General features: G+C 42.9%; 24 protein-coding genes. 3 read left to right on the top strand and 21 right to left on the bottom strand.

Translation table 11 applies throughout. The features are described from left to right. Window positions 1-70 precede the first annotated feature (70 nt). The 4 genes from ELZ11_RS03880 to ELZ11_RS03865 form a co-directional block, all read right to left on the bottom strand. Window positions 71-1,354, bottom strand: coding sequence for a TRAP transporter large permease (locus ELZ11_RS03880; protein ID WP_137356047.1), 1,284 nt, complete (start codon window positions 1,352-1,354; stop codon window positions 71-73). Between the two features lie 9 nt (window positions 1,355-1,363). Beyond that, a complete protein-coding gene (locus ELZ11_RS03875; protein ID WP_137356046.1) occupies window positions 1,364-1,894 on the bottom strand; it encodes a TRAP transporter small permease subunit in 531 nt (176 codons plus the stop codon). A gap of 129 nt (window positions 1,895-2,023) precedes the next feature. Then, on the bottom strand, window positions 2,024-3,121 hold the full coding sequence (locus ELZ11_RS03870) for a TRAP transporter substrate-binding protein (RefSeq protein WP_137356045.1): 1,098 nt from the start codon (window positions 3,119-3,121) through the stop codon (window positions 2,024-2,026). A gap of 520 nt (window positions 3,122-3,641) precedes the next feature. Beyond that, the gene (locus ELZ11_RS03865) at window positions 3,642-4,049 is read right to left on the bottom strand and encodes a MarR family transcriptional regulator (protein ID WP_137356044.1); all 408 of its coding nucleotides are present in this window, start codon (window positions 4,047-4,049) and stop codon (window positions 3,642-3,644) included. Between the two features lie 221 nt (window positions 4,050-4,270). Between ELZ11_RS03865 and ELZ11_RS03860 the strand changes: the two genes are divergently transcribed. Beyond that, on the top strand, window positions 4,271-4,951 hold the full coding sequence (locus tag ELZ11_RS03860) for a DUF2982 domain-containing protein (protein ID WP_137356254.1): 681 nt from the start codon (window positions 4,271-4,273) through the stop codon (window positions 4,949-4,951). Here ELZ11_RS03860 and ELZ11_RS03855 read toward each other — a convergent pair. The 15 genes from ELZ11_RS03855 to nrfB all read right to left on the bottom strand — a co-directional run bounded on the left by ELZ11_RS03855 (window position 4,948) and on the right by nrfB (window position 19,349). Continuing rightward, window positions 4,948-5,601, bottom strand: coding sequence for an MBL fold metallo-hydrolase (locus ELZ11_RS03855; RefSeq protein ID WP_137356043.1), 654 nt, complete (start codon window positions 5,599-5,601; stop codon window positions 4,948-4,950). The two genes, ELZ11_RS03860 and ELZ11_RS03855, sit on opposite strands and share 4 nt — an antisense overlap. A 65-nt stretch (window positions 5,602-5,666) precedes the next feature. Beyond that, window positions 5,667-6,215 carry a peptidoglycan L,D-endopeptidase MepK gene (gene mepK / locus ELZ11_RS03850; protein ID WP_137356042.1) on the bottom strand — a complete coding sequence of 183 codons (549 nt, stop codon included), beginning with the start codon at window positions 6,213-6,215 and terminating at the stop codon, window positions 5,667-5,669. A 182-nt stretch (window positions 6,216-6,397) separates the two neighbouring features. After that, window positions 6,398-7,933 carry a L,D-transpeptidase family protein gene (locus ELZ11_RS03845; RefSeq protein ID WP_137356041.1) on the bottom strand — a complete coding sequence of 512 codons (1,536 nt, stop codon included), beginning with the start codon at window positions 7,931-7,933 and terminating at the stop codon, window positions 6,398-6,400. A gap of 109 nt (window positions 7,934-8,042) precedes the next feature. Continuing rightward, window positions 8,043-9,125: a DUF1513 domain-containing protein gene (locus tag ELZ11_RS03840; protein ID WP_137356040.1), complete on the bottom strand. Its 1,083-nt coding sequence runs from the start codon at window positions 9,123-9,125 to the stop codon at window positions 8,043-8,045. Further along, window positions 9,115-10,161, bottom strand: a complete 1,047-nt coding sequence (locus tag ELZ11_RS03835) for an imelysin family protein (protein ID WP_137356039.1) — start codon at window positions 10,159-10,161, stop codon at window positions 9,115-9,117. The genes ELZ11_RS03840 and ELZ11_RS03835 overlap by 11 nt, the downstream gene beginning before the upstream one ends. Window positions 10,162-10,169: 8 nt before the next feature. Continuing rightward, window positions 10,170-11,558 (bottom strand): di-heme oxidoreductase family protein, encoded by a 1,389-nt coding sequence (locus ELZ11_RS03830; RefSeq protein WP_137356038.1) that lies wholly within the window; start codon window positions 11,556-11,558, stop codon window positions 10,170-10,172. 129 nt (window positions 11,559-11,687) lie between these two features. Continuing rightward, window positions 11,688-12,947: an imelysin family protein gene (locus tag ELZ11_RS03825; protein ID WP_137356037.1), complete on the bottom strand. Its 1,260-nt coding sequence runs from the start codon at window positions 12,945-12,947 to the stop codon at window positions 11,688-11,690. 167 nt (window positions 12,948-13,114) lie between these two features. After that, window positions 13,115-13,711, bottom strand: a complete 597-nt coding sequence (locus ELZ11_RS03820) for a GTP cyclohydrolase II (protein WP_137356036.1) — start codon at window positions 13,709-13,711, stop codon at window positions 13,115-13,117. Between the two features lie 209 nt (window positions 13,712-13,920). Continuing rightward, on the bottom strand, window positions 13,921-14,097 hold the full coding sequence (locus ELZ11_RS23730; protein WP_167494616.1) for a hypothetical protein: 177 nt from the start codon (window positions 14,095-14,097) through the stop codon (window positions 13,921-13,923). Window positions 14,098-14,187: 90 nt separating this feature from the next. Continuing rightward, a complete protein-coding gene (gene nrfF, locus ELZ11_RS03815) occupies window positions 14,188-14,625 on the bottom strand; it encodes a heme lyase NrfEFG subunit NrfF (protein WP_137356035.1) in 438 nt (145 codons plus the stop codon). Between the two features lie 8 nt (window positions 14,626-14,633). After that, entirely contained in the window at window positions 14,634-15,167 is a 534-nt protein-coding gene (locus tag ELZ11_RS03810) for a DsbE family thiol:disulfide interchange protein (protein WP_137356034.1), read from the bottom strand. Beyond that, the gene (locus ELZ11_RS03805; protein ID WP_137356033.1) at window positions 15,151-17,070 is read right to left on the bottom strand and encodes a heme lyase CcmF/NrfE family subunit; all 1,920 of its coding nucleotides are present in this window, start codon (window positions 17,068-17,070) and stop codon (window positions 15,151-15,153) included. The genes ELZ11_RS03810 and ELZ11_RS03805 overlap by 17 nt, the downstream gene beginning before the upstream one ends. 41 nt (window positions 17,071-17,111) lie before the next feature. Then, window positions 17,112-18,068: a cytochrome c nitrite reductase subunit NrfD gene (gene nrfD / locus ELZ11_RS03800; RefSeq protein WP_137356032.1), complete on the bottom strand. Its 957-nt coding sequence runs from the start codon at window positions 18,066-18,068 to the stop codon at window positions 17,112-17,114. Then, on the bottom strand, window positions 18,065-18,757 hold the full coding sequence (gene nrfC / locus ELZ11_RS03795; RefSeq protein ID WP_137356031.1) for a cytochrome c nitrite reductase Fe-S protein: 693 nt from the start codon (window positions 18,755-18,757) through the stop codon (window positions 18,065-18,067). Before nrfC ends, nrfD begins: the two co-directional genes overlap by 4 nt. 4 nt (window positions 18,758-18,761) lie before the next feature. Next, window positions 18,762-19,349 (bottom strand): cytochrome c nitrite reductase pentaheme subunit, encoded by a 588-nt coding sequence (gene nrfB, locus ELZ11_RS03790; RefSeq protein WP_137356030.1) that lies wholly within the window; start codon window positions 19,347-19,349, stop codon window positions 18,762-18,764. A 471-nt stretch (window positions 19,350-19,820) separates the two neighbouring features. Between nrfB and nrfA the strand changes: the two genes are divergently transcribed. Both nrfA and ELZ11_RS03780 read left to right on the top strand, forming a co-directional pair. Next, the gene (nrfA, locus tag ELZ11_RS03785; RefSeq protein ID WP_137356029.1) at window positions 19,821-21,248 is read left to right on the top strand and encodes an ammonia-forming nitrite reductase cytochrome c552 subunit; all 1,428 of its coding nucleotides are present in this window, start codon (window positions 19,821-19,823) and stop codon (window positions 21,246-21,248) included. 104 nt (window positions 21,249-21,352) lie between these two features. Beyond that, entirely contained in the window at window positions 21,353-21,697 is a 345-nt protein-coding gene (locus ELZ11_RS03780) for a rhodanese-like domain-containing protein (RefSeq protein ID WP_137356028.1), read from the top strand. A gap of 28 nt (window positions 21,698-21,725) precedes the next feature. Here the strand turns inward: ELZ11_RS03780 and ELZ11_RS03775 are convergent, their stop codons facing one another. Together ELZ11_RS03775 and gyrA are read right to left on the bottom strand one after the other, a co-directional pair. Next, window positions 21,726-22,352 carry a TPR domain-containing protein gene (locus ELZ11_RS03775; protein ID WP_137356027.1) on the bottom strand — a complete coding sequence of 209 codons (627 nt, stop codon included), beginning with the start codon at window positions 22,350-22,352 and terminating at the stop codon, window positions 21,726-21,728. A gap of 152 nt (window positions 22,353-22,504) precedes the next feature. Then, on the bottom strand, window positions 22,505-25,141 hold the full coding sequence (gene gyrA, locus ELZ11_RS03770) for a DNA topoisomerase (ATP-hydrolyzing) subunit A (RefSeq protein WP_137356026.1): 2,637 nt from the start codon (window positions 25,139-25,141) through the stop codon (window positions 22,505-22,507). Between the last annotated feature and the right edge of the window lie 116 nt (window positions 25,142-25,257).

The raw sequence follows: 25,257 nt of genomic DNA, 5'->3' as shown, positions 1-25,257 counted from the left end.
AATAAGCAGTTATTACTTTACCAAGTTCAAGCTAGTCTATGTAATTAAGCTGTCACAATCTCGAATTCGATCACATCCCATAAAATTCTGGGAACATCAGTAGTGACGCCAATACCGCGATTTGAATGGCGATGAACGGCATTACACCTCGGTAAATATCTTGTGTTGTCACTCCCTTAGGTGCGACCCCTTTTAGATAGAAGAGGCTGAAGCCAAATGGCGGGGTTAAGAAGGAAGTTTGTAGGTTCATCGCAATCAAAATAGCGAACCAAGTCATATTGATTCCCATGATTTCCGCAACTGGCGCGATAATAGGCACGATAATGAAACAAATTTCTACGAAATCGATGAAGAAGCCAAGGATCAAAATCACCAACATCGTAATGATCAAGAAGCCCCATTTGTCGCCAGGAATCGCCAACATCCACTCTTCAACTAGGTAATCGCCACCTGTGTAAGTGAATGCCATGGAGAAAGCAGTTGCCCCCAACAGAATCGCAAACACCATTGCGGTAACTTTGACCGTTTCCTTTGAAGCGTCAAACACCATCTTCCAACTAAATTGGCGATAAAGCAGCGCTAACACAAGAGCACCTGCACCGCCCAGCGCAGCTGATTCTGTAGGCGTTGCAACACCAGCAAAAATAGAACCTAATACAACTACAATCAGTGTAAGCGGCGGGATAATGGCTTTCAGCGCATTGAACACCTCCTGCTTACGACTAATTGAATCATCACGTTCAATTGGTTGAGCAGCTTCAGGGTTCATTTTTGCGTAAATAAGAATGTAAACGACATACGCACCTACCAGCATGATTCCCGGCCAAATCGCAGCTTGGAACAAATCACCAACTGGCACACCAAGCACATCACCAAGTAGAATCAATACAATCGAAGGCGGTATAATTTGACCAAGCGTACCTGAAGCACAGATGGTTCCGCATGCCAGCCCTTTGTCGTAGTTATACTTGAGCATCACGGGCAGAGAAATTAGGCCCATTGCCACTACCGACGCGCCAACCACGCCCGTAGAAGCCGCAAGTAAAGCGCCGACTAAAACCGTTGAGATAGCGATACCACCACGAACGCCACCAAATAAACGCCCCATGGACTCGAGTAACTGTTCAGCTAAACGAGTTTTTTGTAATACTAACCCCATAAAGACGAATAACGGTACGGCCATTAACACCGTATTTTCCATTATCGATTGAATGCGATATGGCATAAACGCAAACATCTCTACGCCTTCAGCCCAAACACCAAAAATTAGCGCGATGCCACCAAAAGTAAACGCGACTGGGAATCCCAGCAATAGCGCAAACAAGGCGACGAAAAACATAATAATACCAATCATATTCGTCCCTTATTTGTTTTGTGCGTGGATTAAATGAGGGTTAACGATCTTGTTCAACGAATGAAGAACAAGGCCAACTCCACTTAATGCCATCAAGAAAAATGATAATGGGATCATCGCTTTAATGATCCAGCGATAAGGCAAACCACCTGGGTCACCGGAAGTTTCACCGAGTGAGTAACTTTCTTTTGCGAAATCGATACCGTACCACGCCACCAATAGGCAAAACGGAAAAAGAAACAAGAAAGTACCAAGTAAATCTATGATCGCTTGTGCTTTAAAAGAGAGCTTCTCGTAAAAAATATCAACTCTTACGTGCCCACCTGCTTTAATCGCGTATGGGACTCCGAGTAAAAATACAGCAGAGAATAAGTGCCATTCCATCTCTTGAAACGCAATTGAGACGTCATTGAATACGTATCGCATCACAACGTCATAAACGACATTAGCGACCAAGAGAATAAACAACATGCTCGATAACCAACCCAGCATATCGCCAATTCGATTAAATATTCGTTCAATATAAATTAGGCTTCTCATTCCCTACTCCATGGAATTTTGAAAGGTACACCACTTCACTTGCATGCAAATGAGTGGTGTTTATTAGAAAAGTTTTCTTGGGCTTCTTGTGGGGGCTATCGTGAGCCCCTCACATTATTAGTATGGTAATTATTTTGCAGCTTGGCTGTTCAAGTAAGCGCGGTGAGAAATATCAGTCCACGAACGTACTTGTTTCAGGTAATCAGCTTGTGACGCTTGGATTTCTTTCGCTAGCTCGTCTTTTTCAGCGTGCTTAGCTAACAAGCGGTCATTTGCTTCTTGAAGAGCGCTCATTACTGACGGCGGGAAATCTTTTACTTGAACATCAGGGTATTCAGTCTTCATTGAAACCCAGTTCTTGCCGCTTTCGTGCGTTGCTTGCGTGTACATATCGTACGCCGCAGTGCGCATCGCTACGCGTAAGATTTCTTGAAGGTCTTCTGGCAGACGGTTCCAAGTGCGTTTGTTGACTAAGAACTGAAGCTCAGAACCTGGCTCATGCCAGCCTGTGTAGTAGTAAGGTGCAATCTTGTGGAAGCCCATGCGAAGGTCAAGAGATGGCCCTACCCACTCCAGTGCATCGATAGTACGGCGCTCTAGTGAAGTATAAAGTTCACCTGGTGCAATATTGGTTGGCTTAGCGCCTAGTTCAGCTAAGATCTCGCCAGCAAAACCTGGGATACGCATTTTCAGACCTTTAAGGTCTTCTACGCTGTTGATTTCCTTTTGGAACCAGCCGCCCATTTGGATGTCGGTATTACCGCCAGGGAACGACATCAAATTATGAGGCGAATATACCTTTTCCATTAGCTCCATACCGCCACCATGGTAGAACCAGGCGTACTGCTCAGCAGGTGTCATACCGAAAGGCATAGAAGTGAAGTATAAAGTGTTAGGAACTTTACCTTTCCAGTAGTACGAGCCCGAGTGACCCATGTCGTATTGACCAGACTTCACCATATCGAATACGCCAAGTGGCGCTTTATGCTTGTTGGCAGAGTCGATGCGAATCTGAAGGCGCCCATTCGACATTTTTTCAGCCATTGCTGCCATATTCTTGGTTGCATCACCAAAAACAGGGAAGTTTGGTCCCCAAGTCTCCGCCAATTTTAAGCGATAAACTTTTTCAGCTGCAGTTGCCCCCGTTGCGACTAAAGCTAAACACGTTGCAGCGGTTACTGCTGCCGTTTTAAATACTCGTTTCAGTGAGTTACTAATAAGACTCATATACATATCCTTTGCTATTTGACTTCATTATTCACATTACAATCAACTTACCGTACGATAGAATGTAAATCAAATGTCGTGTATATTTTTTTAAGCCTCACCAGAATGAACTCATTGAACAAAGGAATATATCAGCGTGAGCACGCAGAAAGGAACGAACAAACACCCCATCTAAAACCAATGAGGTACGTACAAATACGTAGGATAAAGCCTATAGTTTATTATTACTTGTTTAGTATTAGAAACTTACAAACCATAAAGCCATACTCAACAATGAATAAGCACCTAAGTAGTTGATGTAGGTACATGTTAATTTTAGTATTCAATAACGTGAAACAGCTCGATATTTCAATCAACGTGAAATACTAAACCAAGCAAAATCAATGGTTCACTTAGCTACAAGGAAATGCAAGCTATTTAATATCAAACATCCACTCTTCATTATCAAGCACGCACAAAAAAGCCCCGATAAACGAGGCTTGAAACTTTTGACTAAATTGAGCTTATATCCGAATGCGGATTAAACTGCTTTGTAGATAACTTTGTTACCTGCAATTTGCTCTTTAGTTACTAGGTTTTCTTCCAGAAGTTTTTTCAATGCGCCAGTAGCCCATGAACCAGCTTTTGCTTCTTCTTGACCAGCTGCTAAGCCAATACCTTTAGGGTTAATGCCTTCAGCATTGCTAACAACAATGTCTAACACTTGTTGTTGCTTAGGAGTCAGTGCTACGTCAACTTTCTTAGTTGCTGCAACTGTTTTTTCTACCGCTGGTTTTGCTGCTACAGGTTTTTCTGCGACAACTTTCTCTGCGACAGGCTTCGCTGTTTTAGGCGCTACTGATGCTTTAGCTTCTGATACTTTAGCTACAGACGCTTTAATGCGTTTTTGCAGTTTAGCCTGCACCTTACGCTTATGAGCAAGTCTCATTGAATATTTCTCCAGTTCACTGCTCTTGCGCAGTGGTGAAAATTTGAAGCGCGATTTATATCAAAATTCCTAACCAATTTGTAGCGCCAAGCACCGAAAGTCGATGAAAAATACGTATATTGTTCACTACTGGCTATTATTTAGTCATAGAAATGTTAATTGGAGTTTTACTATACTGGATATAGATCCAGAGATTTAAAGGTATTCGTATGCCGGCTTCTTTGCCCACCCGCCACTTAACTAATGTCGAATTCGATATCAATTCATATCGATCGAAATGGCTTGGCTATGCCATTTTATTTCTTTGCCTATTTCTAGCCCTATTCGAAGAGTTTAGAAAAGCCATTTTCATTTTTGTGCTTTGTGCCGGATGTGTAGGTTGGATGGTCTATCACTTTGCAATACGAAGTAAAGTGATGCTCACATTAACCCCTACACACTTACAGCAACATTTCTTCAAAGGAGGATGGGTTGTTAAATGGTCAAATATTGAATCAATCGGGATCTGTCAGTACGGCGAGCAAGGCTGGTTCCGACCACTTCCCTGGATAGGCATAAAGTTAAAAGACTATCCGCCTTATCTCGATTCGATTTGCCCGCGAATTTCGACGGAAATATTACTTAGTCAACGGTCGCTGCTTTATTTGGGTGTAAAACAGTCAGGAAAGGCGATTCATTTCGAAGATATAGTGCTCGATTCAAGTGTCTTCATTGCCAATGACAACGTTCAATACCAAGGCTTACAAGCAATGCTAGCAAACCGAATGAAATATCAACGCGCTTATCATGGCTATGACATTTTCATCTCAACACAAGATTTAGATCGTTCAGGAGAGGAGTTTGTTGGGCTGGCTCGACGATATTTAGCTGCCGCCGAACCAGATACAGAAAGTCTTAACTAGTATAAAGGCATTTCATCAGCTACGAATGGGTTAGACGCTCGTTCACGACCGAACGTAGACTCTGGGCCATGTCCAGGCACAAAAGTAACGTCACGCCCCAAAGGCCAAAGCTTAGTTTTAATGGAAGAAATTAAGGTATCAAAGTCACCTTGAGGGAAGTCTGTACGACCAATCGCCCCGTTAAACAGCACATCACCCACAAATGCCATCTTCGCTTCTTCAACATATAAAACCACATGACCAGGTGTGTGCCCAGGTGTGTGGATCACTTGCATTGTTTGCTTACCAAATGCAACGGTATCGCCATCGTTAAGCCACTGTTGCGGCTCAAATGCTTTCGTTAGTGGGAAACCAAACATTTGGCTTTGGTTCTCTAGCCCTTGCAACCAGAAGTTGTCCGCTTTATGAGGGCCAATAATGTCCACGCCTAGAATTTCAGCTAATGGTTCAGTTCCACCTACATGATCTAAGTGACCATGAGTTAAGACCAAGTTCACCACTTTCACACCGAGCTCTTCAATGATCGCTGCCAGTTGCTTAACATCACCACCAGGATCGACAACTACGCCTTCCATGGTTTCATCACACCAAACAATTGAGCAATTCTGAGCAAAAGATGTAACAGGAACAACTTGATACTTAAGAGACATACATTAACCTAATTCTATACAAAATCTGCGCGAACTATGACACTTGAGTCATTATTTGACAAGCGTTACCACTGTCTTACCGGGCCAGTATCAATGTGAACAAAGTTACTTTTCGCGTAATAACCAACTCCACCAGCCTTCAAGCTGATTGCTGCTTCACGCACTTGGCTAAGCTTCACGCCATCCAGTCTAAAATCTAGCGCTTTACCAAGCATGTGATAGCTTTTTTTAGCCACACCGCTCGATTTAGAACGTAGCGCTTCATTGGTCGCTGGAGAGCGGTAACCAGAAATGATTTGTACTTCGGCTTGAGTACCCAGCAAAGACTGAATCTGAGAGATTTGATCAAACAATCGACGGTCCATCGGGTGCACTTCGTTTCTTCTGAAATCACGGCAGATCTGATTGATACGTGCCATTTCATCACTGACGTAATTCACACCATCAAAATAACAAGATTCAAGGCTCTCACCAGTATGAAGGTTATTCATCGCGATGGTTCGCGGCTGATCAGGGTAGGAAGCAAAAGCGATGGATGGAGCTAACGATGCAGTGATCAAGGTGCCGCCTGATAGCGCTAGAAACTGACGACGAGAAAAAACATTCTGAGACATACTGCAAACAAACCGATTTATTGAACAAAAAACGGACATTACAGAATGGATTTATACTCGTCAAATGTGAGAAATCAGGCCTACAGTGCATAAAATGACAAAATTAAAACTTAGTCATTGAATAGAAAAAACAATTTATTCATAAATATTAATTGTAAATTTTGGGTAAATATCACCATCCGCTATATCTGATCGTATTGATAGACATCACTCCTATATTGAATACCTTCGTTTTCAAACAATACAGTTTGATAAATTATATGAACTGGGATGCGTTTCTTTAACGAAACCGCTGTTTTTTCGCCTAACGCGATATTGGCTTGATCATGAGTTTTTAAACCTTGAGTTTGCAACAGTAGCCACGCAAACTCTTCGGCTTGTTCCACTCTCACACAGCCAGAGCTAAAGGCTCTGGAGTCTTCATCAAATAAACTCTTACTCGGTGTGTCATGCAAGTAAATGGCTCGACTATTGGGAGTATTGAATTTATACAAACCCAACGCATTTTTAATTCCAGCCTGTTGGCGCAGTTTGTAAGGGAACCGTGAGGGAGTGATATTTTCCCAATCTATATCCGCTGTACTAATAAGATCTGGCGATCGCCATGCTTCTATAATTTCAAAGTTATTGTTTTCAAGATAAGTCGAGTCTTTTTTCACTTTTGGCAGAATGTCTTCCACCATGATTTTCCATGGTACATTCCAAGTAGGATTAAAAATGACAGAGTCTAATTTGGTCTGAATCAGTGGCGTTTTGCGAGACTTCCTCCCTACAACCACTCTTGATTCAAAGACTTCTTTACCATCTTGCCAGTATTTCATCTCAAAACTTGGAACATTCACTACGATCATAGAATCACGCTCGGTAGGCCACAAACGCGCACGTTCTGCATTGAGGGACAAAGCTTTTAATCTTGTTTGAGCGCTCATATTCAACCACTTCAAAGTTTGTGGCCCAATTACGCCATCATCGGTTAAGCCATGCATCCTCTGAAATGTCTTTACTGCTGCTTCTAATTCTAAATCGTAGTTAGTGACGTTGTCACTCATAAGGGATACATCAATACCTACCAGTTCGATACGGTCAATTAATTTGTCCCGATTCGGTAACAAAGCACCTCGATATTTAACCCCTGCTTGAATATACAAATCAGGTTCATGTTCGACCGAACTCAAGAGTAATAGATAAGACTTTTCGAAATTATCGTAACTTCCAATAGGCGGCGCATAAGCTTTGGTCAACACTGATAGCTGGTTGATGCTAATCGCTCTGTTCAAACTTAAGATCGAAGACTGTGAAGGTTGAGGCAACTTTGATTGAAGTTTTTCCGAAAAATACCATGGTTTTCCCACCAAAGGTGCATTTTCGCTATAGCTGATATAGAAGAGTAGCGTGTCGGTTGCAAGAATATCGTATTCAAACCAAAGCTCATTCTCGCGATAATAGCGGAGTCGATTTAATTGGCGAGAAAATAAAGGGCTGATACCTGACTGTTCAATTATGCTTAACTGAAATTCTAAGGTTTGAGCGGCCTCGGGATCGCTCCAAAACAGCCGAGATGGATTCTTGCTATAAAGACTTTCAGTGATGGTGGGATACTGCACATAAAACTCTAAGCCTGAGCTTTTTGAGATCCAACCTTGCTGGTAAAAACTAGCTAAGCTCCACGCCTGTGCAGAAAAAAAAAGAAATACGGTAAATATTATTGTTTTGAGCATCACCATCACTCCCCGACCTAGCCATACATTCAGTATGGCAAAGAAAAAGGAAGCGATGAGTGATTTTTAAACGACGCCTATCCGATAAGACGCGACTGAAAGAAGCCCTTTAAATCGCCGACCAATGGTTGTCCCACTGGACACCTGACTTAGCGACCGATTTACTTCCCGGCTGCTGCTGACTAACCACCTCGCCAGAACCTGAACTTAATAAAAATGTAGAGTCAAAAACGACAGCACCAGATGCATCTGGAAGCGCAGCTAGCTCGACTAGCTTCTTAGTCTCTTTCGACCAAATACCGTAGCAGTTACCACGGGGAGATGTGGCGATAATCCAATCTTTGGTTGCAGCAATACTCGCAATGTAGTGATTGAATCGTGCCCACTGTTCAGGTTCAGCTTGCAGCATTTCCATTTTTCCACCGCGAGTATGCATAGCAAGTAATGAAGGGTACTCATCAGGCTCTCCTCGATACTGCTGGCCACATAGCACGGTTTCGCCGCCATCATGGGACAAATGACGAATACTCAATTTCTTGTCCGTAAGCACAGCTTGTTCTAGTAATTCGCCGTTGGGAGATAGGTAACTCAGGCTTGGTTTCATGGTGTCTAAATTTCGAGGTGTGCGACCATCTGTATCCACGCCCCCCACTCCAATTACGAGCTGGTCGTTAGGCATAATAATGACTTCATGAGGTCCAAGCCCAAAACCTGTAAACTCAGCAACTTTTTTATAGCCTTGGCTCACTTCATAAACACCAATAAAGCCAGTGCTTGTGTGAGATTCCCCTTCGGTCGCGTAAAGCAAATTGCCATCATTTGAAAACACACCGTGGCCATAAAAGTGACGCTGCTTACCAGCAGGCATTAATTTTACGGTTTGCCCCGTCGTATAATCAAAAACCATAAAGTAGCTGCCAGGTCTTCGAGCAAACACAACAGCGTGGTTAGAACTCGGGCTAATCGCCACACCATGGCCGCGATCGGGAATTGGCATTGAGTGAATAGGATAACCTTTTGCATCCGCGACCACGGCTGAGAATTTACCCTTACCAGAGATCGAACAACCGATTAATGATGGAGTTTGAGTCGAAGCCTTTTGAACAGACGCACAGCCGAAAGGCATTAACGGAGAAGCAGCGCCAAATAGCGCTGCTTTCAAAAGTGTACGTCGAGTTTCGTTAGTCACCATCGGTAGCATTAAACCCTATAATCACACCCAATTCGATTGCGATTTCATCGTGAATCAAATACTTAAGTTGATCCAGTTTGTTGTACTCAGCCAAGACAAAGCGATAGCCACCTTTCGTTTGAAGTAATTCGAACAAGCTCGATTCATTTGACCATGAGGCAATTGTATCGCTGAACTGATAAGACACTCGATCAGCGAGATCAACCAAACCACGTTCACGCAATACATTATCCAAACCATTACCGTTGGCTAGATATAACTTTTGCATCGCAATTAAGTTCGCTTTCAATTGCAGCATAGAGGTTTGCGATCGCCACGACTCAGAGAAATAAGGACGCGGTTGACCAATCTTGGCCATCGGGCGGCTCATTTTCTTCATCGTGTAATCAAGTTGATTAGTCAGAAGTGCCACATACTCAGATTGCCATTGCTTGCTGTCTAAATCCAACCATGGATTCACTTGCCAAGCGCTTACAATGTTTGTTGATTTCACTACCAAGTTCTGAGCAATCACATCAGCTGATTGGCAGCCTCGAGCTTTATCATTCAATAGTGGAGACTGCTTGTCATACAACAACCATTCAATGGCGCCCACTCCCTGTACGGTCACGCTTTGTGAAGCGATTTCTTGCTGAGTCCACATTCTGTCTTGTTTAGTTAAACCAGACATTTTCAAACCTGTGGTATTTTTTTTGTCAGGCCAAAACTGAACGTTCCAACTTTCCTCAAGCGCTTTGCTTGGCCCTCGTTCTTGCCCTTGTAATGCCATCCACGCAGTCATCGTTTCTTGCCAAGAACCTTTCACTTGCGCCAAGTCTAATGTTTCTGAAGAACAATATTGCGCCACATCCATTTCTAACTTCTGGGCTTTATTGTTGAATTCAACGGCCGATTCAAACTGAACCTGATACACGGCGGAACTATCATGTTTTGTCGTATCTAAAGCATATGATGTAGCAACACCATCAGAATTGGTCGACTGGCAGCCTATAATCAGCGCCGAGCTACAGGCCAATGCGATTAATTTAATTTTCATGTTATTTCCTAAAGAGAGTTTAAGAATGCCAGTAACGCTGCGCGTTCTTCAGCGTTAAACGCTAACACATTCTGCTTCGCGTATTCAGCCTCTCCACCATGCCACAATACAGCTTCCATAACGTTACGAGCGCGGCCATCGTGCAGCAAGAATGTATGACCATTCACTTCTTTGGTATATCCAAGCCCCCACAGCGGAGTCGTACGCCACTCACGACCATTGGCCAAATATTCAGGGCGATTATCCGCTAAGCCTTCTCCCATATCATGCAATAGCATATCGGTATATGGGCTAATCAACTGTTCAGATAAGGCCGGCAGTTCATCCCGCTTAGCCGTTCGAAACTCAGCTTGGTGACAACTTTGACAACCCGCCGTTTTAAATAACTCTTTGCCTTTGATCACCTTAGGATCATCGGTATTACGACGAATCGGAACCGCAAGGTGCTGAGAGTAAAACTCGACAAAATCTAAGATGTTATCACTCACTTCAGGGTCACCACCGTTCGGGAAATCGGTACAAGTGGATTGAGCACTAGTACAGTTCTCATTCGGGAATAAGTTGCTGGTTAAGCCCAAGTCGCCATTAAAAGCCGCTGCATTTTGCTGCATCAAGTTAGGTTGACCTGCTTTCCAACCAAAACGACCAAGTGTTAATTCATTGGTTTGCACATCTAACACTCGGTTTGCCTTTCCAGACACACCTAAACCTTCAGACTTTTGAAGGCGCGCAAACTCAAGAATGGTTTCTTCCGAAATGCTTTCCAGTAGACCTAGGCCAATCATTGGTGGAGCTACACGAGCTGAAAACTGCGTATCTGGATGCATGTCCCCAAATGCGAGCTCTGTGATGCTGAGCTCCGGCTTTCTTAGTGTTACGACCGTGCCATCTTTGAAAGTCACCGGTACATCGCTATAAGAGATATTCACTTTACCTTCAGGTTTGACCCCTTGAATAGCAAAGTCTTGTAGCTGACCACCGTAAGTAGGTTCAGGAATCACACCATTGCGAATAAACGCTTGTTTTTGTTCAGGAGTGTCAGCCGGGATGCTGAGTCTAACCAACATAGAAACTGCGTTATCATCTCCTTTTTCAGGCGCATGACCACGACCGTCTTTAATATGACAATTTTGGCAACCATTGGTATTAAACAGAGGACCTAAACCATCACGGGCATCAGTAGATGCTGGAGCAGGAACCCATGGGTTTCTAAAGAAACTGTTGCCAACGCTAAAATCTAAGCGCTTAGACATAGGTAAATTTGAAGCTGGTAAAGAAAACGCGTTTGCACCTTCTTTTTTAGTACTGGTTTTGCCGCCCGAATAAACTTCATGAGCTTGTAATGGTGTTAAAACAAATAGCGTAGTGAGTAGTGAGGCTTTGAGATACGACTTCATATTATGCCCTAATTGTTATTGTTCTACTTTGTTATAGCTTGCAGTGTGGTGGAACAGGAACAATGAAGGGCTCACCAAGAGCCCTTCATAACTTGGTCTAGCCAAGTAAAAAGATTCAGTTAATCACGATTAAAATTCGTGGTCAGCCGTGTCTGGGTTTAGGCTATCGATACCGATGATGCCAGCAGCACGTTCAATTGCAGCCGTTTGAGAAACCAAAGCTACGATTGTTTTGTTAACGAGTGCGTTACCTGCAGCATTGTCAGCCGCAATTAGCTGATCAAAGTGTTGGTTGTTTTTCTCAGCAGAAGTAACAAGCTGACCAACTTGCGCACGTGCTAGGTCAAACTGCTTTTGAATTTCTTTAGCCGCTTGCTTGTCTTCTTTAGCAACTAGGTCGTATAGGCTTGGGCCAGAAAGCAATGTGCCATCTTCACGTTTGTACAAACCAGTGTAAACGTTGTAGATGCCTTGCTCGTTGTAGTAATGAGAGTTGTGCGTGTTGTCAGAGAAACAATCGTGCTCGTCTTCAGTAGAGTTTGCTTCTAAAGCAACTTTCATGCGCTCACCAGCTAGCTCACCTAAAGAAAGTGAACCCATGCCGAACAACATCTTACGTAAGCCATTTTCACTTGATTCAGAAAGTAGTTCTTGACGGTAGTTGCCTTTCTGTTCTGCAGACCATTGCTTTTCCATCCACTCTAAGTCTTGGATAAGCAGTTCAGCAGAAGCTTTAAGGTATTGACCGCGGCGGTCACAGTTACCATTTGTACATTCAGAACCCACAACAAAGTCTGTGTACGCTCGTTGACCAGCACCAGCGTTAGTGCCGTTTAAATCTTGACCCCAAAGTAGGAATTCAATCGCGTGGTAACCAGAAGCAACGTTTGCTTCAGAACCGCCAATTTCGTTCAATTCAGCGATTAGCTCTGGAGTAATTTTCTTAGCGTCAACAGTAGTTTGACCTACTTGGAACGTTTCATTTGCAACAATGTTTGCATTTGCGCCTTCATTACCTAACTCGTATTGGTAATCAGTAGAAACGTAATCGATCAGACCTTCATCTAGCGGCCATGCATTCAACTGACCTTCCCAGTCATCAACCACTGCGTTACCGAAACGGAACACTTCAGATTGTTGGTAAGGCACACGAGAAGCTAACCAAGCTTGTTTAACCTGTTCGAAGTTTGCAGCAGAAGGCGAAGCTAAAAATGTGTCGATAGAAGTGTTTAAAGCCTTTGCAGTTACTACAGAATCAGAAAATACAGCGTGAGCAATGTCTGCATAATGTTCTACAACTTGATCTTGGGTAACAGCTGCGAAAGATGATGCCGAAGCTAGTAGAAGTGACGAAGTTACAGCTTTAGTCACTAAAGATTTAATGGTCATGAAAGCGTCCTTGTTGAGCTTTGAATTATTATAAGTACTGATAGTGCAAACTATTATCATTTGCGCTACGAATTCGAATAATACAAAGTTACAATTTATTTGCAAGACAAAAACAAAAAAACCTCACAAAAGTGAGGTTTTTATCAATTCAGAGACTTTCGACGATTTTAGATGTCTAAATCATGCTTACCATGAGACACTTTTGCTTGAAGATAGCTTTCGTTTCCAGACTTAATATGTGCCGAAGTGTTCACTACTTCTTCTATCTCAATACCGTGAGATTTCAGGTCTTTAATCTTCTTCGGGTTGTTCGTTACTAAACGAATCTTCTTCACGTCCAAAGCGCTAAGCATCTGTGCAGCTTCAGTAAAGTCGCGCAGGTCATCACCAAAGCCAAGGTGATTGTTGGCTTCGTAAGTATTCATTCCTGCACTTTGTAATTTATAAGCATCTATCTTGTTATACAAACCGATGCCACGACCTTCTTGGCGTAGATATAAGATGATACCGCCAGACTCACCCATTCGATTGATGGTTTCATCCAGTTGCTCCCCACAATCACAACGTGATGAATGGAAAACGTCACCCGTCAAACACTCCGAGTGCATACGAACTAGTGGTGTTTCTTGGTTTTGGTCTGCGGATTTAAAAATGACAGCAACGTGCTCTTTATCTGTTTTCAATCCATGGAAAGATAGAAGCTCCGCATCAATGTTGCTGTTGGCTCCTACTTTAAAATCTACTCTGGCACGAACTTCCGCCATAACTTCACTCGCTTGATTATTATTAGTCTGTTTTCGTATCTGTAAGTACGAATGTCATGATAAACCACTATGGGGGTACCGATCGCATTTTTCAAGGTAATGCGATTACTCATAATGTTATATTATAACATTAGTGAAAAACAACCATAAAAAAGCCTCACCCTAGTAAAACTAGCATGAGGCTAAAAAAACTGTGGTTTGAGGCGTTGTTAACTAATTTGAGTCTTCTTCCATACGGCAAGTTGAACCCACGCATTCTCAAGCTCAGAAAGCTCTTCTTGAGTCAAAAATGAAAGGCTCGAAGGAGTGGCATACGCCTCGTTACGCTTCGGAGACTGGATGCGTGCTTTGAATTCTTTTTTCAAACTTGTGATTACTTTTTCCACAATAAAGTCCCTTTTTACCAGTGAAGCTATTTAGTTAACTTAATTATTGTACAAAAAGTAATTAATTACGTAAATGCAATATTAATAATATTAGTTATTTTTTTTAACACTCCGATATGCCATGAATATAAAAGCGAAAAGAATCAGTATCGGTAAGAACCATAATAAGTACGTATTAGGCGCAAGTTGTGGCTTATATAAAACGAATTCACCAAAGCGAGTTGTCATATAGTCGATGATATATTGATCATCTCGCCCATCTTTGATCATTGTAAATACTTTTAATCGAAGATCTTTTGCTATCGGAGAGTTAGACTCAATTAGATTCTGGTTCTGGCATTGTGGACAGCGAAGTGACTTGGCGAGAGCGATGGCTTGCTGCTGCTGGACCTGACTATCGAACTCAAACAAGTCGACCTGAAGCGATATCGCTTTCTCTGCCCCTTTAAATGTCGCTTCAGCCATTGCGCCAGTACTTAATAGCATTAGGCCAATCAATATTAAATACGAATAACGTTTCCATTCCATATATAAACCTAAATGCCTTCAAAGTATTTTGCTAGATTTCTTTCCCATACCTGTGAATCCAAAATTCCAGATATTTTTACGATCACTTTTCCATTATGATCTAATAAATATGTTTCTGGTGTTCCCACTACACCAATATCTAATGAAAGATCGCCTTTTTGATCATAAATGATCTTATTATATGGATTACCATCTGCTTCTAATAACGCAATTGCCTCTGAACGGCTGTCTCTATAATTAATACCGTTAATAGGGATTCCTTTATTTTTCAACTTATTAAGATACTCATGCTCCTCACGGCAGATTCCACACCACGAAGCCCATACATTCACCAATTGATATTTATGATCCGTAATGTCACGCCGTTCGATCTTAAGATCTTTATCAAAAAGATCATCAGCAACAAATGCTGGGAACTCTCGTTCAACAAGCTGAACTTGCGTCGAGCGTTGCTTGTTCTGCATTGCTATCATTGTTCCCGCCACAACGAGCAACGCAGCAGCAAACAAAGCAACAAGCGTGTTTCTAGTTTTCGGTCGCATAATTCCAACTCCTAAACCGTTGCATACTCGGTTTGAAAATAGCCACTCCTGCTCCTAGGATCGCGATTAATGCTCCGAACCATACCCAACGAACATAAGCTTTATATTGAATGCGAAACGCGTAAGCATTCGCGTCTACTTTTTCTCCCATCGTGATGTAAATATCACCATGCCAAAACCACTTCATAGCAGGTTCACTCATGTTCATTACCCGAACTTGATAATGACGACGCTCTGGTGTCAATGCGTACTCTGCCCTTTGGTCTTCTATGATGAGATGAGCTTGTTCTGCAGTGAAGTTTGGGCCGACATACAACTCGGTATCTTGATGTTTGATTACCCAACTCATAAATTGAATTTGCTCACCAGGCTCTAGTTTTTTATTAATTTCTAACGAGTGGAAACTGTTCATAGCCGCACCAATTGCGACGATTGCAATACCCACGTGCGCTAAGCTCATAGAAACCATTTTTCTCACATGTTCGGTACCATAAGCTTGAAATACAACGTAACCATGAGAAAGCACCACCCACAGCGCCAACATCCAAGTCATCAGAACGGGAGTTTCAATCCTGTCGACTTGTGCGTTGTAAAGTAGGTACCCCATCACTATGGAGCAAAGAGCTATCCAAACCATAACGATTTTGACTGGCTTCACTTTCTTGCTTGATAATACGAATGGCACAGCCCCCACCACAATCAAAGTAAGTAGCGTCAATGGTGCAAATAAAAGATTAAAATAAGGAGCACCCACAGAAATAGCACCTAGCCCAAGCAATTCGAAAATCATTGGATAAAAAGTGCCGAGTAGGACAATGAGAGTGGCTAAGGCGAACAAACTGGTAGCAACCAAAGCCAAAAAACCCTTCGACCAAAATCTAGTGAGTGGTTGAGAGCTAAACGTTTCACTTCTAATGATGAGTAAAGAGAATGCGCTGAGCAGCACGACCATTAGTATTGCTAGTAGTGCTAAGCCCTTACTTGGGTCCACGGTGAAAGCATGTACAGACGTAAGAACACCTGAACGCACGATAAATGTACCTAAAATGCTCAAGCAAAACGTGACGATCGCAAGACTCAACGTCCATTTCAGTAACTGCCTAGATTTGTCTGCAACGCTCAAGCAATGTAATAGCGCTGTTGAAGTTAGCCAAGGCAATAATGAAGCGTTCTCCACCGGATCCCAAAACCACCAGCCACCCCAGCCTAATTCATAATAAGCCCACCAAGAACCTAGCACGATTCCTGCGGTTAGAAATACCCAAGCGGTTAGGCACCAATTTTTACAATAACGAACCCATTTAAATTCAATGTCTTTCATCATTAAAGCAGCTATCGCAAAGGCCAACACAGCAGAAAAACCAACATAACCGAGATATAGAAGTGGCGGGTGAAAGATCAAACCGACATCTTGAAGCATTGGATTCAGGTCTCGCCCTTCAAGAGGTAACACATCATTCAACTGAAAAGGGTTAGATGCCGCCAAAGTGAAAACGGTGAAAGTAGCGATAAGTAAATTCATCACCCAAAGTACTTTCGCTAGATATTCATGAGAAAAGTGTTTCTGAATTGCGATTAAGCCAGCCCAACAACTGAGTGTTAACACCCAAAATAGCAGTGAACCCTCATGGCCAGCCCAAATAGCGGCAACTTTGAAAAAGATTGGCAGCTGAGTATTGGAGTGCTCTGATACATAAGCTAATGAAAAATCGTCTATTGCAAACGCGCTCCCAAGAACAACAACGGCCACGATTGCGAGTAAGGCGCTCGATAGCGTGAGCCCTTGTATAAGCCCGATATTAATTTTAGCTTTCCCTAAAACTTGGTGACCACCAACAGTACTCACCATCAAACTTGAAGCTGCTATCAGTATCAGACTAAACAAGCCAAGATGTCCGATCATAAAACCTCGAAAAGGCTCTACCGAAGTAGAGCCTATTAACGTTATACCGCCGTCATTTGGCCAGCATATAGAACAAAGGTACGTAGCATCAGCACACCAACTAAGCTCAGTGACGTCACGACGAAAATAAACGCTCCGCTATGGCGCACAGCCTTTGGTGTAACCGCATTAAGTAATAATGGCAGTAACATCCCTGCTCCTATCACTCCCCACCAGAACCAAGATGCCCAGAAACCACTACCAATAGCGTTCCATGCAGCTTGTTGGCTCTGACCACCAGCGAAAATAAGCCCAGTAAAGAATGTCACTAATACAAATAGCTCGAACATTACAACCGGACGTTCAAAGCCATGAACCCAGCTGACACTCGGGCTATGTGGAGACTCTTTAAATACCAATACACCGAACAATAAACATGCTGCTGCACCAGAAGAAAGGCTAGAGAACAAAAACAGAATAGGTAGCACTGGATTGTTCAGCATTGGGAATGTTTGCAATGCTGATAGTAAGAAGCCGGTGTAGGCCGCTAGTAGCAAAGCCAAGAAGCCCAAGAACAGCTCCAATGCATTTTCAAACTGTCCAAGCTTTTCTAACAGCCCGTCGACGAACTCAAATCTGCCCTTCAAGAATGCAGTAATCTGCTTTCTGAAGATGATACCTATCCAAACAAAGAGTACAGCCATATAGACGTTAAACAGCATAACGCCCATCGACATCACAGAGGTTGGATTCACAAAAATCATAATTTTCCAAAAGGCCAATGGCTTGGTTAAATGGAAAATTAGAATCGTCAGTCCAACAATAATGCCAAATGGAGCTAAAAATGCCGTCGCTTTTAAAATGCCATTTTCAGATGGATCCCCTTCTATAACCTTCCTTTTTAGGTAAACAGAAATCATGACAGCGCCAGCCGACATACCCGCTAAAAATAGATATATCGCTATTATCCAATCCCATACCACAACACCAGATTGGAATGCAGTTTCCCATTCATTCATGATGAAATCTCCCCTTTCTGGTGTGGAATTTTGTACAACTTCGGACTCGTACCTAAATGCACTTTATCGCGATAGACGACTTGGTTATTTAGCACTTGATTGATCTCGCTTGATGGATCATTTAGATCCCCAAATACCAATGCTTTTGTCGGGCAAGATTCCACACACGCTGGCAGCTTGCCTTTCGCCAAATTGGTATCGCGGCAGAAATTACACTTATCAGCCGATTTATTTTCCGGATGGAAGAATCGAACCTGATATGGGCAAGCCAACAGACAATAGCCACAGCCGACACACTTATCCTGATGAACGTCAATAATCCCTGTTTTTTCATCTTTGTATGCAGCACCCGTTGGACACACCATCACACAAGGGGCGTTATCACAATGTTGGCAAGAGTTTCTCGTAAACTTGTAGTCAACATTCGGAAACTCACCTTGCGGCTCGCTTCGAACGATTTCCAGCCTAGATACGCCTTCAGGAACATTGTTCGTTTCTCGGCAAGCTTCAGTACATGCTGTACAACCAATACAAGCCGTCTCATCATGGATCATTCCGTAACGCTTAGCGCCATCTTCTTGAACGTTCGCCAATGTCTTTCGGCTTGAAACCACTGCTGTACCCGCAACGCCAGTCGTTAAAATCACGGCACCAGCGCCAGTTAAGAAGTTACGTCTAGAACAACTCATAGCTTCACTCCTCTTCTTTTTTGTTGTTGAAGTCCGAGTGGCAGTCCACACACATCTTAATTCGTTCTTTCTTATCCAGCGCCAATACTTTAGATTTCGTGGCATGAACATTATGACAGTTCGAACACGTTAAGTTTTTTGCGTGAACATCATGGGTCCAGCTGTCATCACGCAAGTATTTGGGTTGATGACAATCTGTACACTGGCTGTTCGCTTTTAAGATTGCTTCAGGGTCGAGGAAGACTTTCTCAGTTCCTTGTTTAGACTGCGCGGAAGAATATTTGGTCACTTCTGGCGCACCTTCACGGTGATCCGGACCAATACTGTTATGACATTCGGTACAATTTACGTCGCGTCCAAGAATTTTGTGTGACTCTTCACCATGCGAGCCAAACAACGTATCTTTGGCTTCTTTATGGCACTGAACACACTTGTAATCTTTATCGCGAATTAGTTCGACTTCATGTCTCGTCGATTCTTGATTCACCTGAGTGACATCGGAATCGGCAATTGCATAAATAGAATTACCATAGAGGCAGAATGCTAGAAGGGTTTTCAGCATTATGACTATGGCCAATTTAATATTGCCCATTTTATCCTTTCCTTATACCAGCTATATCTAGCTCTCAACTAAATAGTCTTACTGGTTAAACAAAAGTACCTTTGAATAGCAGAATCACCATTCAAACGATTTCAACTCTTATTCGGAATAAGCCACAACGCTTTCTATAAATAATCTTATACCCCCAAATGGGTACACACTACTCCTTAGTAGTCAGTTCGTGATAGATATCACCTACTTTTAAAGTGGTTAATAGTGTTAAGTCTTTGTATGTATTAAGAATTATTCTCATCAATTGACGATACAGCTAACCCTTAAGGGGTATATGGAAGATATATTGATCTGACGCAATAACCATAATTGATCTAAAACAAACAAGATTTAATACGTAACAAATTATTAGATTATATGAATTATTATAAACAGGAACTCTCCGATTCTTATTCGATATAGCAGCCTCACAACGCTTGGTATAAAAATCAGTATATTGGAGATATCACTGTGAAAAAGCATTGGAGACAATATTCACTCGCTGCATTATTTGCATGCGCTTCATTAGTAAGCACAGCAACCTTTGCTTCGTCTGAAGACAAAACAATTGGTGACCCTCGAAACGAGCAGTTCGAGCAGAACCACCCCGACCAATACCAAACTTGGAAACAAACCTCAGAAAGTGAACAGATAGAAGACGCTCTAGCTGAAGACCCGAACATGGTCATCATGTGGGCTGGTTATGGCTTTGCAAAAGACTATAACAAGGCTCGTGGGCACTTTTACGCGTTAGACGATGTTCGACAAACGTTACGCACTGGAGCGCCAACCGACGCTAACTCTGGCCCAATGCCTATGGCATGCTGGAGCTGTAAGAGCCCAGATGTTGCGCGCGTTATTGAAGAACGTGGTGAAGATGGGTATTTCGAGGGTAAGTGGGCACGTCTAGGGGCAGAAATATCGAACCCTATCGGTTGTGCAGACTGCCATGATACTCAAAGCGAAAACTTTAAAAACGGTGAGCCAGCCTTAAAGATCACTCGCCCGTATGTCGAACGCGCATTTGATACCATTGGCAAAACTTTCGATGAGCAAAGTCGTCTAGACAAGCAGGCATCAGTATGTGCTCAGTGCCACGTAGAGTACTATTTCACTGGGCCAACTAAAGGCGTTAAGTTCCCTTGGGATAAAGGCACTAAAGTCGGTCAAATGGAAGAGTACTTCGATGAAATCGGCTTTAAAGATTGGACTCACAAAGTGTCGAAAGCACCAATGTTAAAAGCGCAACACCCTGGCTATGAAACCTGGCGAGAAGGTATCCACGGTAAAAATAAAGTAGCTTGTGTTGATTGCCATATGCCAAAAGTGACCAAAGAAGACGGAACAGTATTTACCGATCATAAGGTCGGTAACCCATTCGACCGCTTCGAAGACACCTGCGCCAATTGTCATACTCAAAGTAAATCTCAGATGAAAGAGATTGTCTCGACACGTAAAGCTCAGGTATTAAATATGAAGCTAACTGCCGAGAAGCAAATCGTTGCAGCACACTTTGAAGCAGGTGCGGCATGGAAAGCAGGCGCGACTGAAACAGAGATGGAGCCAATCTTACAAGATATCCGTCATGCTCAATGGCGTTGGGACTACGCAATTGCTTCGCACGGTGTCCACATGCACGCGCCTGAAGTCGCACTTGAAGTTCTAGGTACGGCAGTTGATCGCGCTGCCGACGCTCGAACCAAGCTTGTCCGCCTATTAGCGAAAAAAGGCATTACAGAACCAATCGAGATCCCGGACATTTCAACAAAAGAGAAAGCACAGCAAGTTCTTGGGATGGGTATGGACAAGATGAATGCTGATAAGAAGCATTTCTTAGAAACCGTGGCCCCTGAATGGGACAAGCAAGCAGAAAAACGCGAAGCTGATTATAAATATTAATCACTTCTCTTATTAATAAGAACAAAAACCAGCCAAACTATTTAGATAGTGGCTGGTTTTTTGTATCTAGTCTGGCTAACTACAACTCATCAAGGGACATTAACGTGAAAATAGTGCTAACACTAATAATATGGTGCTCCATCCTATTCAGTTCTATAGGCGTCGCTTCTGAACGCGCTAAAACTGGCTGGGAACTCATCGGTCAGGGTGCAATAATCATTGATGTTCGTACGCCTCAGGAGTTCTCACAAGCGCATCTTCCGAATGCGCTGAACTATCCATTATCAGAACTTGAAACTCACTTCGCAGACATAAGTAAAGAACAATTCATTGTCTTATATTGCCGTAGCGGCAACCGTTCAGGTCAGGCCTATCAATATTTGACATCTAAAGGGTTTACTAACCTTCACAATGCAGGCGGATTGAACGAAATGGTGGAAAACCAATAACTGAATCAACCATCGAATCTACACCTTCTTATAGCATTTGTTTGGCTCGGTTGATTGAGTGAATCACACTTACTCGATCAATGCCTTGTCGATTTGAGTCCAAGATCTTTGTCCACGCGTCGATAGCCAATTGATAACGGAAACTAATAAAGTGATCGGATGCGATCAACATCAGTGCTGTCTCATTGTTAGGATCGAGAATGAGCGCGTCGTTTAAAAGGGTTTCAACATTAGAAGAAATGGTTTGAGATTGAAGATAATAGAGTGCTGTCGCTTTTGCAGCATATTGATTAGCCGATACAGACTTGGCTAGGCGCATAGAGTAATCAAAGCTTGTGAGAGCAGCTTGAAACTCCCCTTTTGCTAAATAGACATTTCCTAATTGGAACCACACATCCCCTTGATTAGGGTCTTCCCGCAAACTTTGCTGTAATTCATCCATAAACTGTTTTGGTGTTTGGGCCTGCTGGCTGCTGGACGAAACCTGAGGGGATGGTTGCTTGAGATTAGAAAAGGCCATCACACTCACGCTAATAACTACCACGCAGTATACTAAGCTTTGACGCCTAGCTTTTCCTTTATTAGTTGCCGCATAAACTAACGCTAGAACAAAAGAACTCATCGCAACTAAACTCAACCAAATCCAAACAGGCATAACTCTTTCTCTAGTCAAAATAGATAGTACTGTTATACCAATTTATGAGTAACGATCGTGTGTTATCCGGCATCCTCATAATCATGATCAAATTTAAGGCATAAAAAAGCCGAGCTCAAAGCTCGGCTTTTATCAGGCTAATCGTTCAGGAGTTACTCTGAATCTGTTTCGCCTTCATTAGAAGCATCAGCTTCTGGTGCGTCAGCGGTTTCCGCTTGAACCTGTTCACCTTCTTGAGTTTCCTCGTCTAGGATTTCAGCTTCTTCTACTTCATCGATACGTTGTAGTCCTACAACATTTTCGTCTTCAGCAGTACGGATAAGCGTAACACCTTGTGTATTACGACCCACTTGGCTTACTTCAGCAACGCGTGTGCGTACTAACGTACCCGCATCGGTGATCATCATCATCTCATCGCCTTCTTCCACTTGAACAGCACCAACAACAGGGCCGTTACGCTCAGAAACTTTGATAGATACAACACCTTGAGTTGCACGACCCTTCGTTGGGTATTCAGCAAGCTCAGTACGTTTACCGTAACCATTTTGCGTTACAGTCAGTACATCACCTTCATTTGAAGGAACAATCAGAGACACAACTTGGTCATCATCTGCTAGTTTCATACCGCGTACACCAGCAGCAGTACGGCCCATAGCACGAACCTTGTCTTCACTAAAGCGAACTACTTTACCCGCTTTAGAGAACAACATGATGTCACTGTCACCGTTAGTAATATCGACGCCGATCAACGAGTCGTCATCACGTAGGTTAACTGCGATCAAACCATTCGCACGTACGTTAGCGAACTGATCCAGAGATGTCTTCTTAACAGTACCATCACCAGTTGCCATGAAGATGAACTTCTCATTAGAGAATTCAGAAACAGGCAGAATAGCCGTAATACGCTCACCCTCTTCTAAAGGAAGAATGTTAACAATAGGCTTACCACGTGCAGTACGACTTGCTAATGGTAGTTGGTAAACTTTCAGACGGTATGTCTTACCACGAGTAGAGAAACATAGGATGTTATCGTGAGTATTGGCAACAAGCAGACGCTCAATGTAATCCTCATCTTTCATCTTAGTTGCACTCTTACCTTTACCACCACGGCGCTGAGCTTCGTAGTCGCTTAAGATTTGGTACTTAACGTAACCCGCGTTAGAAAGCGTCACAACAACGTCTTCTTGAGCAATCAGCTCTTCCATGTCGATATCGTGAACCGCTGCTGTGATTTCTGTACGACGCTCGTCGCCATAGATTTCACGTACCGCTTCAAGTTCTTCACGGATAACTTCCATTAAGCGCTCAGTGCTTGCAAGAATATGCATTAGCTCAGCGATTTCTTCTAGAAGTGCTTTGTATTCATCTAGAATCTTCTCGTGCTCAAGACCAGTTAAGCGGTGAAGACGAAGTTCTAGAATAGCTTGCGCTTGCGTTTCCGTTAGGAAGTATTGACCATCTCGGATGCCAAATTCAGGCTCTAGCCAGTCAGGACGAGCCGCATCTGTACCAGCACGCTCTAGCATTGACGCTACGTTACCAAGATCCCACCCACGAGATACTAAACCAACTTTTGCTTCTGCAGGAGTTGGCGCATTCTTGATTAGTTCAATAACTTCATCGATGTTAGCTAGTGCTAGTGATAGAGCTTCTAAGATATGTGCACGATCACGTGCTTTTCTTAGTTCGTAGATAGTACGACGTGTTACTACTTCACGACGGTGATCAACGAAACACTTCAGCATGTCTTTAAGGTTGAACAACTGTGGTTGACCGTTGTTCAACGCAACCATGTTGATACCGAAAGTTGTTTGCAGCTGAGTTTGAGAGTAAAGGTTGTTCAGAACAACTTCACCTACAGCATCACGCTTACATTCAATAACAATACGCATACCATCTTTATCAGATTCATCACGTAGAGCACTGATGCCTTCAACTTTCTTATCTTTAACTAATTCTGCGATCTTCTCGATTAAACGAGCTTTGTTCACTTGGTAAGGGATTTCAGTAACGACGATGGTCTCTTTACCATTCTTCTCTACTTCGATATCCGCTTTTGAACGCATGTAGATCTTGCCACGACCAGTCTTATAAGCATCAACAATGCCTTTACGGCCACTGATGAGTGCTGCTGTCGGGAAGTCAGGACCAGGGATGTAGTCCATTAGCTCATCAATAGTAATGTCTTCGTTATTGATGAAAGCTAAACAGCCATCAACCACTTCACCTAAGTTATGCGGTGGAATGTTGGTAGCCATACCTACTGCGATACCTGAAGCACCGTTTACCAATAGGTTAGGAATTTTTGTCGGAAGAACTGCTGGGATTTGCTCAGTACCATCGTAGTTTGGTACGTAATCCACAGTTTCCTTATCAAGGTCAGCCAAAAGCTCGTGAGCAATTTTCGCCATACGAACTTCGGTATAACGCATTGCAGCCGCTGAGTCGCCATCGATAGAACCAAAGTTACCTTGGCCATCAACTAGCATGTAACGCAGTGAGAACGGTTGAGCCATACGAACAATAGTATCGTATACAGCGCTATCACCGTGCGGGTGATATTTACCGATTACATCACCTACTACACGAGCAGATTTTTTATATGGTTTGTTCCAATCATTACCTAGTACATTCATCGCGAACAAAACGCGGCGGTGTACAGGTTTTAGGCCATCACGCACATCTGGAAGGGCACGACCAACGATGACGGACATCGCGTAGTCTAGGTATGAACCTCTAAGCTCATCTTCAATATTTACGGGCGTGATCTCTTTCGCTAGATCGCTCATAGAGCCATTTTCCCTCTATAGTCAGATCGTATTTTTGAATACGTATAAGACCGAAAAATATAACACAAATTTACCTACTGAGGCATCACTTTCCATGCCCTTTTACCATCTTGTGA

The sequence above is a fragment of the Vibrio profundi genome (assembly GCF_005281835.1).
Classification (GTDB): domain Bacteria; phylum Pseudomonadota; class Gammaproteobacteria; order Enterobacterales; family Vibrionaceae; genus Vibrio; species Vibrio profundi.
This window is presented reverse-complemented; position numbering and strand designations above follow the sequence as displayed.

Bases quoted from the DNA above. Each gene is read 5' to 3' on its own strand.
- ELZ11_RS03870 (WP_137356045.1), bottom strand. From the start codon at position 3,121: ATGAGTCTTATTAGTAACTCACTGAAACGAGTATTTAAAACGGCAGCA.
- ELZ11_RS03825 (WP_137356037.1), bottom strand. From the start codon at position 12,947: ATGACCATTAAATCTTTAGTGACTAAAGCTGTAACTTCGTCACTTCTA.
- nrfC (WP_137356031.1), bottom strand. From the start codon at position 18,757: ATGAGTTGTTCTAGACGTAACTTCTTAACTGGCGCTGGTGCCGTGATT.
- ELZ11_RS03840 (WP_137356040.1), bottom strand. From the start codon at position 9,125: ATGGTGACTAACGAAACTCGACGTACACTTTTGAAAGCAGCGCTATTT.
- ELZ11_RS03845 (WP_137356041.1), bottom strand. From the start codon at position 7,933: ATGCTCAAAACAATAATATTTACCGTATTTCTTTTTTTTTCTGCACAG.
- nrfB (WP_137356030.1), bottom strand. From the start codon at position 19,349: ATGGGCAATATTAAATTGGCCATAGTCATAATGCTGAAAACCCTTCTA.
- nrfD (WP_137356032.1), bottom strand. From the start codon at position 18,068: ATGAATGAATGGGAAACTGCATTCCAATCTGGTGTTGTGGTATGGGAT.
- mepK (WP_137356042.1), bottom strand. From the start codon at position 6,215: ATGTCTCAGAATGTTTTTTCTCGTCGTCAGTTTCTAGCGCTATCAGGC.
- ELZ11_RS03830 (WP_137356038.1), bottom strand. From the start codon at position 11,558: ATGAAGTCGTATCTCAAAGCCTCACTACTCACTACGCTATTTGTTTTA.
- ELZ11_RS03865 (WP_137356044.1), bottom strand. From the start codon at position 4,049: ATGAGACTTGCTCATAAGCGTAAGGTGCAGGCTAAACTGCAAAAACGC.
- gyrA (WP_137356026.1), bottom strand. From the start codon at position 25,141: ATGAGCGATCTAGCGAAAGAGATCACGCCCGTAAATATTGAAGATGAG.
- ELZ11_RS03820 (WP_137356036.1), bottom strand. From the start codon at position 13,711: ATGGCGGAAGTTCGTGCCAGAGTAGATTTTAAAGTAGGAGCCAACAGC.
- ELZ11_RS03875 (WP_137356046.1), bottom strand. From the start codon at position 1,894: ATGAGAAGCCTAATTTATATTGAACGAATATTTAATCGAATTGGCGAT.
- ELZ11_RS03805 (WP_137356033.1), bottom strand. From the start codon at position 17,070: ATGATCGGACATCTTGGCTTGTTTAGTCTGATACTGATAGCAGCTTCA.
- ELZ11_RS03880 (WP_137356047.1), bottom strand. From the start codon at position 1,354: ATGATTGGTATTATTATGTTTTTCGTCGCCTTGTTTGCGCTATTGCTG.
- nrfF (WP_137356035.1), bottom strand. From the start codon at position 14,625: ATGGAATGGAAACGTTATTCGTATTTAATATTGATTGGCCTAATGCTA.
- ELZ11_RS03835 (WP_137356039.1), bottom strand. From the start codon at position 10,161: ATGAAAATTAAATTAATCGCATTGGCCTGTAGCTCGGCGCTGATTATA.
- ELZ11_RS03855 (WP_137356043.1), bottom strand. From the start codon at position 5,601: ATGTCTCTTAAGTATCAAGTTGTTCCTGTTACATCTTTTGCTCAGAAT.
- ELZ11_RS03775 (WP_137356027.1), bottom strand. From the start codon at position 22,352: ATGCCTGTTTGGATTTGGTTGAGTTTAGTTGCGATGAGTTCTTTTGTT.
- ELZ11_RS03810 (WP_137356034.1), bottom strand. From the start codon at position 15,167: ATGCGACCGAAAACTAGAAACACGCTTGTTGCTTTGTTTGCTGCTGCG.